This is a genomic window from Mesorhizobium sp. M5C.F.Ca.ET.164.01.1.1 (genome assembly GCF_004792125.1).
GTDB lineage: Bacteria > Pseudomonadota > Alphaproteobacteria > Rhizobiales > Rhizobiaceae > Mesorhizobium > Mesorhizobium wenxiniae.
Genome location: NZ_SRTG01000001.1, coordinates 2,102,618 through 2,114,649, shown reverse-complemented (window position 1 = coordinate 2,114,649; position 12,032 = coordinate 2,102,618). Strand labels below are relative to the sequence as shown.

Here is a 12,032-nt window from a genome sequence, read left to right as displayed (position 1 = left end):
CGAACTGATCGAATGGCTGGTGGGAGACGAATGCCACGATCTCGATGAGGCCGGTCTCGCTGCGGGACTCGGACAGCGCCTCCGCGCGGCCGGCTTGCCGATCGACCGGCTGACGCTCCACCTAAGAACCCTTCACCCGGAAATATTTGGCCGCAGCGTATTGTGGGCACCCGACGAAGCCGTGGAAGTCCGCAGCAGGGAACACGGCATCGAGGTTTCGCCAGGATTCGCTGGGAGCCCGTTGCGGCATGTCATGGAGTCGCGGGAGCCGTTGGTCGTGCGGCTCGACGGTTCCGCCGACCCGCCGTGGGTCCATACCGATCTTTTCCAAGGGCGCGATCTCGTGGAATTCGCCATCGTTCCTTTGCGCAATGCCGACGGCTTGGTCAGCGCCGCATCGTTCTCAACCACGCGACAAACCGGTTTCAGCGCATCTGAGCAGGCAGTCCTGAGCCGGATCGTTCCAGCTTTGCGCAACGCCTGCGAGATCCTGACTCTCAGGAGAGTCGAGCTGACACTGCTCAATACCTATGTCGGCGCGACAACTGCGCGGCGCGTCATGGCGGGCCACATTCGCCGCGGCGACTTCGAAACGATCGAGGCCGGGCTGATGCTCTGTGATCTGCGCGGCTTCACCGAGCTGTCCAACAGACTACCCGGAGGGCGTGTCCTCGAACTGCTAAACGCCTATTTCGACCTGGTCGTGCCAGCAATCACCCAGGCAGGCGGTGAAGTGATCAAATTCATGGGCGATGCGGTGCTAGCCTTTTTCCATCACGGCAGCCCCGCTGCATCTTGCGCGGCCGCTTTACAGGGCGCGCTGAGTGCCCGGGACGGATTGGGCCGATTCAAGCCACCCGACGCTGAATTGCATGCCGGCATCGCGCTGCACTACGGAGAAGTCGGCTACGGCAACATCGGTTCTGGCCAGCGGCTCGATTTCACGATGATAGGGCCTGACGTCAATCTGGTTAGCCGGATTCAGGCTGTGTGCAGTGCGACAGGGCGTTCACTCCTGATGTCGGAGCGATTTGCAAAGCTTCTCGGTCCCGGAACGGCGATAACGATCGGTCGGCATAAGCTCACGGGATTTTCCGAGCCAGCGGAACTTTATTCGGTCGCCAACAGCCTGCTCAACGGCGTCCTCCACATAGGACATAAGAACTGCGGATTCCACGTTGCGGACATGGATGTCGAGAATGATAGAGGGAGCGGGTCATGACAGCCGCAATGCCGACTTACAAGAGACCAGGTGTTCTGCTCGTCGCCGGCATAGTGCTCGCCACCCTGACGGAGGCGATCGCCAGTACGGTCCTGTCGCTCGGGCGCGGCGACATCATCGGCGACACCTATGCGACTCCCGATGAGTTCGCCTGGCTGGATGTCGGATATACCGCTCCGAAACTGATCGGGTTTATTGCCGCGGCTTGGCTGATGAGCCGTATTAACCCCCGGAACCTGATCGTCGGCTCGACCCTGGTCATGGGCGCGGCCTGTGCCGTTGCCGCCATCACGACCCGATTGGAACTGCTCGTCGCGCTTCGGGTGATGCAAGGCTTCTCCGGAGGCGTCCTGCTCGTGGCGGGGCAGGGGATCATCTTTCTCGCCTTTCCGCGGCGCCACCAACCGATCCTCCAGGCCCTGTTCGCAATGGGCTCGGTCGTTGCTCCCGCGACGATTGCCCCGGCCCTTCAGGGCTCCTTGCTCGACAGCCAGTCGTGGACGTGGATCTTCTTCAGTGTCGTCCCGGTGTCGCTGGCGGCCGGCGGACTCCTGCTGCACGCCGACTGCTCGGCGCCCGTAAATGTCGGACGCCGCCCATTCGACTGGATCGGCTTCTCGCTCGTTGCCACAACACTCTTCTGCTTCACCTATGTGTTCGGCCAGGGCAGTCGGTGGGACTGGTTCGAGGAATCCCGCATCCTGTGGCTGACGGTAATCGGTACGGCCGCGCTGCTGGCGTTTCTTGGCCAGCAGGCGATGGCCAAAGGCCAGGGCCTGCTGGACATCACTGTGTTCCGGTCAGAGGATTTCTCGTTCGCGTTCACCGTCAGTTTCGTCGCCGGAGCCGCCTTGTTTGGCAGCGCGTTCCTGATTCCGTCGTTCGCCGTGTCCGTCCTTGCATTCACGCCAACCGACGCCGGGCTGCTGCTGTTGCCGAGTGGCGCGCTTTTCATCGGCGCGCTTCTCATCGCTGCTTTCCTTATGCAGGTCCGTCGCGTTCCTCCGATCGCCACAGTGCCATTCGGAATCCTGATGATCATGGTTGCGATGTGGATGCTGTCCGGCTCGACGATCGAGAGCGGCGCGGACGACATGATGCCGGCGATCCTGTTGCGTGGTCTCGGCCTTGGCTTGCTCTTCCTATCGATCACCCTCATCGCCTTCGGCAAGCTCAACGACCAAAACCTGGCATCGGGCATAGGCCTCTTCAACGCGGGCCGTCAGCTCGGCGGTCTTATGGGAGTCGCCTGGCTGCAGACTTTCATCGAGCACAACATCACCGCCAATGCGGCCGTGCTCGGCGCAAACGTCACCGCGGGCATTCCGGCGGTCAACGAGCGCCTGGCGACGACGACAGCCATGCTCACGGCAAGAGGAATGGATTCCCTTGCAGCCGGCCGCGCAGCGATCAGCCTGCTGGGCAGAGCCGTCACGGGTCAGTCCACAGTGATCGCCTTCGACACGGCGTTCAACGCAGTCGCGCTGCTATTTGTGATCGCCGCGCCCGCGCTGATCGCGATCAAGATCGGCCTATCCCGATTCATGGGAAAACGCGCGGAACAGTCGTCCCCGAACCTGGCTGCGGTCCCGATGCCGATCACATCGACGCCCGACAAATCCCCTATTTGGCCGTCTCCAATCCTGTCCTCGAATGTCCTCCCCGACGGGAGCCAGAGGCAAGTGGAAGACACACGGTTGCCAGCCTGACAACGTGCTGGGAGTGTGTCGCCGCCATGCCGCGGATGCCTGTCGGCCAAGGGTGAGTTCCCGGATTACTGAGATGGGTATGGGAGCGGGCGGCGGCGGAAGCCGGCCGAAGCGACTGAAGGATACGCCTGCTTCCCGAAAGCCCTCCCCGGCGGGTCGCAGGGGAGCCGCCAGGGAGGCGTGGTGACACGGCGAGAGCCGCGCCGCCGATCGATAGGAGGTTAATTGAGCCCCGCCTTGTCCAGGCCATACATTGCGTCGGCGGAACCCGGCACGGCCTTGAAACCGACGTTGAGGCGGTTCCACGCGTTAATCACCATGACAGCGAAGCTGAGGTCGGAGATCTCCTTCTCCGACAGCTGCGTGCGGACGCGCTCATAGATCTCGTCCGGAACGCCCTGTTCCGGCAGCTTGGTCAGGACCTCTGTCCATGCGAGTGCGGCGCGCTCGCGCGGGGTGAATAGGGTCGAGTCCCTCCACGCCGCCAAGTGGTAGAGGCGCAGTTCGCGCTCACCGTGGATCTTGGCCTGCTTGACATGCATGTCGAGGCAGAAGGAGCAGCCGTTGAGCTGCGAAGCACGAATATCGACAAGATTGAGGATGGATTCCTCGATCGAGCTTGCACGGAGTGCCATGACAACCCCGGTGAACTTCTTCACGAGTTCCGGAGATTGCTCGGCCCAGTTGATGCGAGGCCCATTCAGAGTCCCGGCCTGCGCCTGCGGCTTGGCGGCGATGTTCATAAGTGTCTCCTTGAAGGCGGTTTATCGCGTGCAAATCATGCTCGGGCGCGCCGGTTCGAGCCATCATGCGAGGGGCCATGTCGCCGCTCGGCTGGTCTAGGCAGCATCATCCTGAAGGCTAGGCTAGGTACGCCTCGGACCAGCGCCTCATGGATTTCCATAGGGTGCGGCGGCGGCGTGACGGGACTAGGGTGCGGGTATGAGTTTGCCGGCCCAGACATCGAGGAGAAGTGCTACATCAAGCACTGACAGTCCCCAGCCCTTCTTTGCCCGGCAGGAGAAGCCGATGATGTCCGTCTGGTCGCACCGCCCGCAATTGCTTCACCTGGGGTTATTTTTTGCGGCATATGTCTTGGGCTGTGGGTTCGCCCAGGCGCTCGCAATCGTCCCCGGGATAACGGTTTCCATTTGGCCTCCGGGCGGCGTTTTCATTGCGACGCTCGTCCTCACCTCTCCTTACAGTTGGCCGTGGTGGATATTGGCGGGCTGCCTGGCGGAGATGTTCGCGCAGCTCGTGTGGTTCCACAGTCCGCTGCCCGCGGGCTTCCTGATTTATGTCGGCAACGCCCTTGGCGCGGCTGTTGGCGCAACGCTGGTAAACCGGGCATGCGGGCGCCCGGTTCGGCTGGAAACTTTACAGGAAGTCCTCGCATTCGTCGTACTAGGCGCTGGAGCTGCGCCGCTCGTCAGCGCGACGGTGGGAAGCGCGACGCTTGCGTGGTTTGGAGTTGAATCGCAAACCTTCACGGCGGTATGGCCGCTGTTTTGGATTGGAGACGCGACAGGAATCCTGCTCGTAGCGCCACCGGCACTGGTCGTGATCCAGTATTGGCGCAGGAAGACCCAACTCTCTCCCGCGCAGCTAGTGGAAGCCGGCATCCTGGGTCTGATCTTTCTAGGGGTCGCCGCGCTTTCTCTGAGCGACGTCTACCTCCCCACCCCCTACATCATCCTGCCGCCCCTTCTTTGGGCCGCGGCGCGCTTTGAATTCAGCGGCGCCGCCGTCGCTCTGACGCTACTCGCCCTAGTGACGATGGCGCTTACGGTATCCGGAGACAGCCAGTTTGTCGGCGATCCCGAGTCTCAGAGGGAAAGGCAAGTCATGCTGCAGCTTTTCCTGGCCATCTCGGCATTTTCGGCGCTCATCGTGGCGGCCATATCCCGGCAGCGCCAGCTGGCGCTGGTCACATCGCGCGACCGGGAGCGGGAACTCTCGCAGCTCGTGAACATGGTTCCGAGCCACGTTTGGCGTCTGACACCCGACGGCGAGCCGACTTTCTTCAACAAGCGCATGGTCGATTTCCTCGGCCTGGACGTAGCGGATACGGACAAACCGGGCATGAGCCGGCTGGAGGCGGTCATGGAGACCGTCCATCCGGACGACGCAGCGGGGTTCGGCGTTGCGCTCCGTCGCTGCCTCGCCACAGGCGAGCACTTCGCCATGCGCTATCGCCTGCGCCGCGCCGATGGCGTCTATCGCTGGATGTCGAGCCGGGCGGACCCAATGCGGGATCTGGACGGAGGCATCGTCCGGTGGTTCGGCCTCTGTCACGACATAGACGATCAGATGCACGCCGAAGAGGCGCTGCGGCGGAGCGAGCGGCAGCTTCAGCAGATGATCGACGCACTCCCGGTCCGCATCTGGAGCGCGACGCCTACGGGCGGGCCATTGTACTTCAATAAGCGATACCAGGATCATTTCCGCGCCGTTATCCCGAACTTCGAAGCACTCGAGGAGCCGCGCTTCGAGAAATTGGTGCAAGAGCTGACTTATCCCGAAGACGCTCCCGATTTGCTGCGCACGTTAGGGAACTGTTTCGAAACCGGCGATGGCTCCGTAATACGGTTTCGTTGGCGTGAGAAGGGCGGGGCCTATCGGTGGGCGGAGTGCAGAGTGGAGCCCCGGCGCGATCAAGACGGAGCGATTGCGGAATGGTATGGCGTTTCTATCGACATCGACGACGAGGTGCGCACGCAGGAGGCGCTGCGCGACCGGGAGCGGGAGCTCTCGCAGCTCGTCGACATGGTCCCCGTCCAGATCAGACGTCTGACGCCTGAAGGCGAGCCGACCTTCTTCAACAAGCGCTTGCTTGACTTCTTCGGCTTGAACGATGTGGCGCAATTGGACAAGCCGGACATGAGCCGGCTGGCGGCAGCCATACAGACCCTCGTCCATCCCGATGATGCAGCCAGCCTGCTAGAGACGGCCCGGCATTCCTTCGTCACCGGCGAGCCTTTCTCCATAAAATACCGCATGCGTCGAGCGGACGGAGCGTATCGCTGGGTTGATGGCCGCGGGGAACCATTGCGCGATCAGGACGGAGCGATCGTGCAATGGTACGTGATTTCGCTCGACATCGACGACGAGGTGCGCGCGCAGGAGGCGCTTCGACAAAGTGAACGGGACCTCCAACAGGTCATCGACACCGTGCCCGTATTGATCTTCCTCGCGACACCCGCCGGCGATCCCATCTACGTCAACAAGCGCCTGGCAGACTTTCATGGATTCCAGCAGGAGGAGTTCGACGCACCGGGGGAGACGCGGATGGACCGGGCTGTCCGCATGCTCGTCCATCCAGACGAAATGCCCACTGTCCATCAAGCGTTGAAGCGGAGCTTCAGCCGGGGTGAACCGTTCGCGATGCGGTACCGGCAGCGTCGGCACGATGGGGTGTACCGCTGGATCGAGGGGAGAGCCGAACCCCTACGAAACGAGATAGGAGAAATCGTGCGATGGTACGGTGTCAACCTGGACGTCGATGACGAGGTGCGTGCACAGGAGGCACTAAGTCAGGCCTCCCACAAGTTAGCGCAGGCGACGCAAGCTGCAAGCTTGGCTGAGCTCTCTGCCTCGATCGCGCACGAGGTAAACCAACCGCTAGCAGCCGTCGTCGCGAATTCGCACGCATGCCAGCGCTGGCTCTCTGCTGAACCGCCGAATCTCGAACGTGCGCAGAAGACGGTGGAGCGCATCATTCGTGACGCAAATGCAGCCGCCGATGTTGTGCGTCGGATCCGCGCTTTGTTCAAGCAATCTGGCGAGGCAAGGAGCTCTACGGCGCTCAGTGGCGTTATCGCCGAGGCGCGCGACCTCATGGCCGACGAAGCGACGCGGCGGCGCGTCCGCATGGATGTCGATGTCGAGAGCGGCCTGCCGCTCGTCGCGCTGGACCGCGTGCACATCCAGCAGGTGCTAGTGAACCTCATTCGCAACGGCATGGATGCCATGGACGCCGTTGCGGGCGACCGGGTTCTTGGGATCCGTGTGTGCCGCATGGGCGATGTGGCCCAAACGGAGATCAGCGATCGTGGCGCGGGAATCGAATTTCCCGACAAGATATTCGAACCGTTCTTCACGACGAAGGGGGACGGAATGGGCATGGGGCTCGCGATCTGCCGTTCGATCGTCGAATCGCACGGCGGACGCCTATGGGCGGAGAAGAACGAACCGCAGGGGGCGACGTTCGTCTTCACCTTGCCGATTGAAGCGGAAGCGGCGCCATGACCGTAGATGAGCATATCGTCTTCATCGTCGACGACGATGCGCGCCTGCGGGAGGCGTTGAGCGAACTGCTGGCCTCGCACGGTATTCGCGCTGCTGCGTTCGGATCGGCCAGCGAATACATCAGTGCGGACAAACCGGACGTCCCAGCATGCCTTATCCTCGACGTCGAGCTGCCCGACATCAACGGCCTCGATCTGCAGAGGCAGATCTCAATGGGAGATCATCCGCCGATCGTTTTCATAACAGGGCACGGCGACATCCCGTCTTCCGTCCGGGCGATCAAGCATGGCGCTGTGGACTTCCTGACGAAGCCTTTCAGTGATGCCGACCTGATGGCTGCAATCGACGCGGCGATCGCCCAGGATCGGCAAAAGAGATCAGAGCGCGCTGACCTTGGTGTGTTGAGGGAACGCTATCTTGACCTGACGCCGCGCGAACGTGAGGTGCTGCCGCTCGTGGTGAGCGGTCTGCTCAACAAGCAGGCCGCCGCCGAACTGGGGATCAGCGAAGTCACACTGGAAATTCACAGAAGGAATGTGATGCAGAAAATGGCAGCGACGTCGCTCGCCGATCTCGTACGAATCGCTGAGCGACTGGAAATACCGATCACCCACTCGCGCCGAGCGGGAGGGAACCGGGCGTGACCCAGGGAGGACCTGTCGTGGCGGTTGTCGATGACGATCCAAGGCTGCTCGAGTCGATGGAGGACCTTCTGGAGTCCGCCGGCTATGTGGCCCGCAGCTTCTCGTCAGCACGATCGTTGCTCGTCAGCGGTCTGGCCGGCCTGGACGTGCTCATCACCGACATCGGGATGCCCGGCATGGACGGCTTCGAACTTTGTGATCTGGTGAAGAAGGTACGTCCCGACTTGCCGATGTTCCTGATCACCGGGCGCCACGAAATTGCCGATGCGGACAGAACCCAGGGCGTCAGCGGGTGCTTCCGTAAGCCCTTCGATGCGCAGGTCATGCTGGCAGCCATCGGCAACGCGTTACACAAATCGAAAAATGGAGGTGAGCATGAGAGTTGAGCAACCGCCGCCCTTACGGAGATCGGCGCCGTTGTCAGCACAGCGCAAGAGCGAAGCGGAGCAGCCACTCGTCATCATCGTGGATGACGATGCGTCTGTTCGGGAGGCGCTGTCCGAATTGATACTTTCCGCCGGATTCCAGCCTGTCTGTTTCAGCTCGACGCGCGAATTGCTCGATACCGACGTATTGGATAGCGTCGGCTGTCTGATTCTCGATGTTCGCATGCCGGGAGCGAGCGGCCTCGACCTGCAACGTCATCTGGCCCAAACGGGCAACCCCAAGCCAGTCATCTTCCTGACTGGGCATGGCGACATTGCAATGACCGTGCAGGCGATGAAGGCCGGTGCAGTGGACTTCCTCACGAAGCCGGTGCGGGACCAGACGCTGCTTGACGCCGTAATTGAGGGTGTCGCAATGGATGCCGCGCGCCGGGCTGCATCAGCGGTCGTGAAGCGTAACATCGGACGCCTTGAGACGCTGACGCCACGCGAGCGGGAGGTTCTTTGTCAGGTTGCGCGGGGACGCCTCAACAAGCAGATCGCTTTCGATCTCGGCATAAGCGAGGTGACGGTGAAGCTGCACCGCGGCAACGTCATGCGCAAGATGGGGGCCGCTTCCATCGGCGAACTGATCCGGGCATGGGACACGCTGCCGGCTTCGATGCGCGAGTTGGGCCAAGCATAGTCGATAACGGCTGGGTGCGGCAGCGCCCCGAGGGGGGCGCTTGGCCGCCGGCTTTCACTCGTCGAAGGGCGCGTTTGCAACCAGATCGTCTGAGGATGGAACCTTAGCCCGATATCCGAAGACAAAACGATTGCCGAAGTCGCGGATAAAGTTGTCGTAGGTCGTCTCGGGTACATTCTCGGCAATATGGCAGAAGCATCGTGTCATGCGCCGCTTCATGTCGAGCCGGGGAAATTCGTTGACGATCCGCGCGATCTCGCTGGGTGGAATAGTGTCGTACTGAAGACCGACCACGTCCAGGCAAATGCCGGCCGTGCAAAGGGCAACCTCCGCCTCCTTGTAGAGCCCGATCGACGGCGTCGAATTGAGCGCGATGCTGTCCCAGATCAACTGAGCCCGGCGCTCGTCGACTCCGCCCTGCCGCGCAAAGGTCCTGGCCAGATCGGCTCCTTCGACCTCGAAGCGGCGAGGGCCATTGAAGCGCTCGTTGAGCGTGATGTCGTGCAGCAGGGTGCCCACTGCGACCACTTCGGGATCGTGACTGATATTTCGGATCTGTCCGATCCGCACGGCAAAGAGCCATGAACGAACCACATGGTTGAACAGATACGGCTCGCAACTGTTGCGAGCGTGATCGAGAGCTTGGCGCACGAGCGCCGTGTCGGGGACGAGGACCCCTGCCAACATTCGACTGAAAATTCCGTGCATGGGCAGAGTTCCTTGTGATTGAGGAGGCCGTTCGCTTCAGGTGAGTGCTAGGCCTCCATCGACGGTAATGACCTGTCCGGTCACCCAATCCGAAGCCGGATTCGCGAGCTGCACGATCCATCGGGCAACGTCATCCGGAGTGCCGCGTCGCTTGAGCGGTATCTGTTCGCGCTCCGCCTCCTCGATCACCGCAGCATGTTCCGGAGAGAGGCCCATCATGCCGGTGAGCGCACCCGATTCAGTCGGGCCGGCCGCGACGGCGTTGACCCTTATGCCCTGCGGCGCGAGTTCCAGCGCCCAGCAGCGCGTCAGGTGCTCCAGCGCCGCCTTGCTGGCCGCATAGTGCGAGAGGCCAGCGCCCGGCTTATGACCGAACGTGCTGGATATGTTCACAATTGAACCTTTTGTGGCTTCGAGATGCGGGAGCGCTGCGGCCGCAAGCAGGCTTGGACCGACCACGTTGACCGCAAGGATGCTGTTGATGCGTTCGGCAGTTGCGTCACGCAGCGGCAGAAGCGCGCCGGCGCCCGCATTGTTGATAAGGATGTCCAGGCGGCCCCAGCTATCGATTGCCTTCGCGATCGTATCAGGCGCATCGCCCGAGACCGCGACATCGGCGACGACGCCTGTGATGTCCTTGTGCAGGGTGGCCGTCTCCTTCAGGCTCTTCGGGCGGCGCCCTGTGATCAGGACTTTTGCGCCTTGTCTTGCGAGCGCGAGCGCCGCGGCTCGACCTATGCCCGAGCTTCCGCCGGTTACGATGGCGACCTTGGCGCTTAACATCATCGTTCTTGTCCCTATGCGTACGAAACGTCTGTTTCGACCAGTTTGAGGAGCCCCTCTTCGCGCAAGGCGGCTTGCGCCGCGGGCCGACTCACCATCCGTTGGCGCAATGCGACGAAAGCTTCGGGAGTGCGCACGTCGAACCGTTCAGCCCATAGGAGCATTACGAACAGATAGAAGTCGGCGACGCTGGGTGTTGCGCCGAACAGGAAGTCGCCATCTCGGCTTTCCGCCAGATTGTCGAGCAGCCGGGAAATGGTCTCCCTGGCTTGCGCCTTCTGGATATCGTTTCCTGTGTGCCACATCGGCTTGAAGGCGCGATGCACCTCGGTTGAGATGAAGGCCAGCGCTTCGAGAAGCCGTGTGCGTCCCAGCTCTCCCGAAACACCAAGCGTCGGATATTTCGTGGCGAGCCAGTCGAGAATGGCGATGTTCTCGGTGAGAACCTCGCCGTCGTCGAGCACCAGGGCCGGGACATAGCCCTTTGGCGTGACGTCGTTGAAGTCGGCTCCGGAAGCTGTCCGCTTCGTCTTGAGATCCACGCTCTCACGCTCGAACGTCGCCCCCACTTCGAATAGGGCGATATGGTCCGCGAGGCTGCAGGCGAGAGGGCTATAGTACAGTTTCATATCCATTACCTTGGTCGGTTTGCTTGGGGGCTCGGCTAGCGATAGCCAACGCCCGTGACGTAGTTGAACAGCATCCGCTCCTGGAGCTCTTCTTCCTCGAACAGCGCCTTCATCGCGTCGCGTATATCCAGGATGCCGAGGGGCTTGGCGGCGTCACCAATGACAGGGACATTCTGCAGGTTCCGCGTCACCATGGTCTGCCAGACGTCGTGAACGTCGTCGTTTGGACCGCATATGACGACGGGCTTGCTCATCAATGCCGATGCCGGCGGCGGCGCGGCGGCGGGGTTGCTGAGATGGCGGATCAGGTCGGACTTGCTGAGAACGCCCTCCAGGCCTCCGGTCGTGTCGCACACCACGACCAGCCCGATGCCTGGCTTGGAAAGCGACAGTGCCGCGTCGTGCACGGTGGCATCCCGAGTGACCACGGCCAGGCGTGACGACGTCAAGGCGTGCAGCTTCTCAATGAACATCGCTCATACCTCCTGACCTTGCATCGACGCCGGTGTGCTTCGAAAAGAACCGGCGCCGGAGCAGGCGCTCGTTTCACTCGTCGAACGGGATCACCAGTTCCGTCTCGTCGGTATCGACGACGAACACGGCCAGCAGCCGGGCGGGTTCGGTCGCGCTGGCATTGGCGCTGACAGCATGACGGTCGCCGGGAAACTCGGACCAGCTTTCGCCGGCGCGATAGGTGACTTCAGGTCCATCGTTCACCTTGCTCTTGATCGCCCCTTCAAGGACCGTCGCGTAGATGAAGGCGGACTTGGGATGGAGATGCGCGGGCGAATTGCCGCCAGGCTCGTAGTCAACCAGCACGCCTCTCATGCTCTTGCCCGGCACGTTCGGAAGCGGCTGGTCGTAGACCAGCCTCACGTTCTTGAAAGGTTGCTCGGTAGAGGCATGTTTCTGGTCGTCGGCCAACGCTCCGGTTGCGACGAGCGTGGCCAGAGCAGCTACGCTAAAAATGGTCCTTTGCATGGTCATATCTCCTGTTGCGTTTTATTGGCGGATGGGG

General features: G+C 61.9%; 12 protein-coding genes. 6 read left to right on the top strand and 6 right to left on the bottom strand.

Translation table 11 applies throughout. The features are described 5' to 3' along the window. The first annotated feature begins 94 nt into the window (after nucleotides 1-94). Together EN807_RS10435 and EN807_RS10430 are read left to right on the top strand one after the other, a co-directional pair. The gene (locus tag EN807_RS10435) at nucleotides 95-1,222 is read left to right on the top strand and encodes an adenylate/guanylate cyclase domain-containing protein (protein WP_246684052.1); all 1,128 of its coding nucleotides are present in this window, start codon (nucleotides 95-97) and stop codon (nucleotides 1,220-1,222) included. Further along, the gene (locus EN807_RS10430) at nucleotides 1,219-2,931 is read left to right on the top strand and encodes an MFS transporter (protein WP_135934850.1); all 1,713 of its coding nucleotides are present in this window, start codon (nucleotides 1,219-1,221) and stop codon (nucleotides 2,929-2,931) included. Before EN807_RS10435 ends, EN807_RS10430 begins: the two co-directional genes overlap by 4 nt. A 221-nt stretch (nucleotides 2,932-3,152) precedes the next feature. On the opposite strand, the gene EN807_RS10425 is transcribed toward EN807_RS10430, so the two are convergent. Further along, a complete protein-coding gene (locus EN807_RS10425; RefSeq protein ID WP_065010561.1) occupies nucleotides 3,153-3,674 on the bottom strand; it encodes a carboxymuconolactone decarboxylase family protein in 522 nt (173 codons plus the stop codon). 286 nt (nucleotides 3,675-3,960) lie between these two features. Between EN807_RS10425 and EN807_RS10420 the strand changes: the two genes are divergently transcribed. The 4 genes from EN807_RS10420 to EN807_RS10405 are packed head-to-tail and all read left to right on the top strand — an operon-like array spanning nucleotide 3,961 to nucleotide 8,894. After that, nucleotides 3,961-7,179 (top strand): MASE1 domain-containing protein, encoded by a 3,219-nt coding sequence (locus tag EN807_RS10420; protein ID WP_135934849.1) that lies wholly within the window; start codon nucleotides 3,961-3,963, stop codon nucleotides 7,177-7,179. Continuing rightward, nucleotides 7,176-7,823: a response regulator gene (locus EN807_RS10415; protein WP_065010559.1), complete on the top strand. Its 648-nt coding sequence runs from the start codon at nucleotides 7,176-7,178 to the stop codon at nucleotides 7,821-7,823. Before EN807_RS10420 ends, EN807_RS10415 begins: the two co-directional genes overlap by 4 nt. Further along, a complete protein-coding gene (locus tag EN807_RS10410; RefSeq protein WP_082982594.1) occupies nucleotides 7,820-8,209 on the top strand; it encodes a response regulator in 390 nt (129 codons plus the stop codon). The genes EN807_RS10415 and EN807_RS10410 overlap by 4 nt, the downstream gene beginning before the upstream one ends. Then, nucleotides 8,199-8,894, top strand: a complete 696-nt coding sequence (locus EN807_RS10405) for a response regulator transcription factor (protein ID WP_135934848.1) — start codon at nucleotides 8,199-8,201, stop codon at nucleotides 8,892-8,894. The genes EN807_RS10410 and EN807_RS10405 overlap by 11 nt, the downstream gene beginning before the upstream one ends. Before the next feature lie 54 nt (nucleotides 8,895-8,948). On the opposite strand, the gene EN807_RS10400 is transcribed toward EN807_RS10405, so the two are convergent. From EN807_RS10400 to EN807_RS10380, 5 genes are all read right to left on the bottom strand, one after another. Continuing rightward, nucleotides 8,949-9,602, bottom strand: a complete 654-nt coding sequence (locus EN807_RS10400; RefSeq protein ID WP_135934847.1) for an HD domain-containing protein — start codon at nucleotides 9,600-9,602, stop codon at nucleotides 8,949-8,951. Between the two features lie 36 nt (nucleotides 9,603-9,638). After that, nucleotides 9,639-10,388 carry an SDR family oxidoreductase gene (locus EN807_RS10395; protein ID WP_246684051.1) on the bottom strand — a complete coding sequence of 250 codons (750 nt, stop codon included), beginning with the start codon at nucleotides 10,386-10,388 and terminating at the stop codon, nucleotides 9,639-9,641. 11 nt (nucleotides 10,389-10,399) lie between these two features. Further along, nucleotides 10,400-11,014, bottom strand: coding sequence for a glutathione S-transferase C-terminal domain-containing protein (locus tag EN807_RS10390; RefSeq protein WP_135934846.1), 615 nt, complete (start codon nucleotides 11,012-11,014; stop codon nucleotides 10,400-10,402). A gap of 35 nt (nucleotides 11,015-11,049) precedes the next feature. Next, nucleotides 11,050-11,487, bottom strand: coding sequence for a CBS domain-containing protein (locus EN807_RS10385; RefSeq protein WP_135934845.1), 438 nt, complete (start codon nucleotides 11,485-11,487; stop codon nucleotides 11,050-11,052). A gap of 73 nt (nucleotides 11,488-11,560) precedes the next feature. Then, nucleotides 11,561-11,995: a cupin domain-containing protein gene (locus EN807_RS10380; protein ID WP_135934844.1), complete on the bottom strand. Its 435-nt coding sequence runs from the start codon at nucleotides 11,993-11,995 to the stop codon at nucleotides 11,561-11,563. Nucleotides 11,996-12,032: the final 37 nt, after the last annotated feature.

What these genes read in the sequence shown, in the direction of transcription:
- EN807_RS10405 (WP_135934848.1), top strand. Translation starts at nt 8,199, where the DNA reads ATGAGAGTTGAGCAACCGCCGCCCTTACGGAGATCGGCGCCGTTGTCA.
- EN807_RS10390 (WP_135934846.1), bottom strand. Translation starts at nt 11,014, where the DNA reads ATGAAACTGTACTATAGCCCTCTCGCCTGCAGCCTCGCGGACCATATC.
- EN807_RS10425 (WP_065010561.1), bottom strand. Translation starts at nt 3,674, where the DNA reads ATGAACATCGCCGCCAAGCCGCAGGCGCAGGCCGGGACTCTGAATGGG.
- EN807_RS10400 (WP_135934847.1), bottom strand. Translation starts at nt 9,602, where the DNA reads ATGCACGGAATTTTCAGTCGAATGTTGGCAGGGGTCCTCGTCCCCGAC.
- EN807_RS10385 (WP_135934845.1), bottom strand. Translation starts at nt 11,487, where the DNA reads ATGTTCATTGAGAAGCTGCACGCCTTGACGTCGTCACGCCTGGCCGTG.
- EN807_RS10420 (WP_135934849.1), top strand. Translation starts at nt 3,961, where the DNA reads ATGATGTCCGTCTGGTCGCACCGCCCGCAATTGCTTCACCTGGGGTTA.
- EN807_RS10380 (WP_135934844.1), bottom strand. Translation starts at nt 11,995, where the DNA reads ATGCAAAGGACCATTTTTAGCGTAGCTGCTCTGGCCACGCTCGTCGCA.
- EN807_RS10415 (WP_065010559.1), top strand. Translation starts at nt 7,176, where the DNA reads ATGACCGTAGATGAGCATATCGTCTTCATCGTCGACGACGATGCGCGC.
- EN807_RS10430 (WP_135934850.1), top strand. Translation starts at nt 1,219, where the DNA reads ATGACAGCCGCAATGCCGACTTACAAGAGACCAGGTGTTCTGCTCGTC.
- EN807_RS10395 (WP_246684051.1), bottom strand. Translation starts at nt 10,388, where the DNA reads ATGATGTTAAGCGCCAAGGTCGCCATCGTAACCGGCGGAAGCTCGGGC.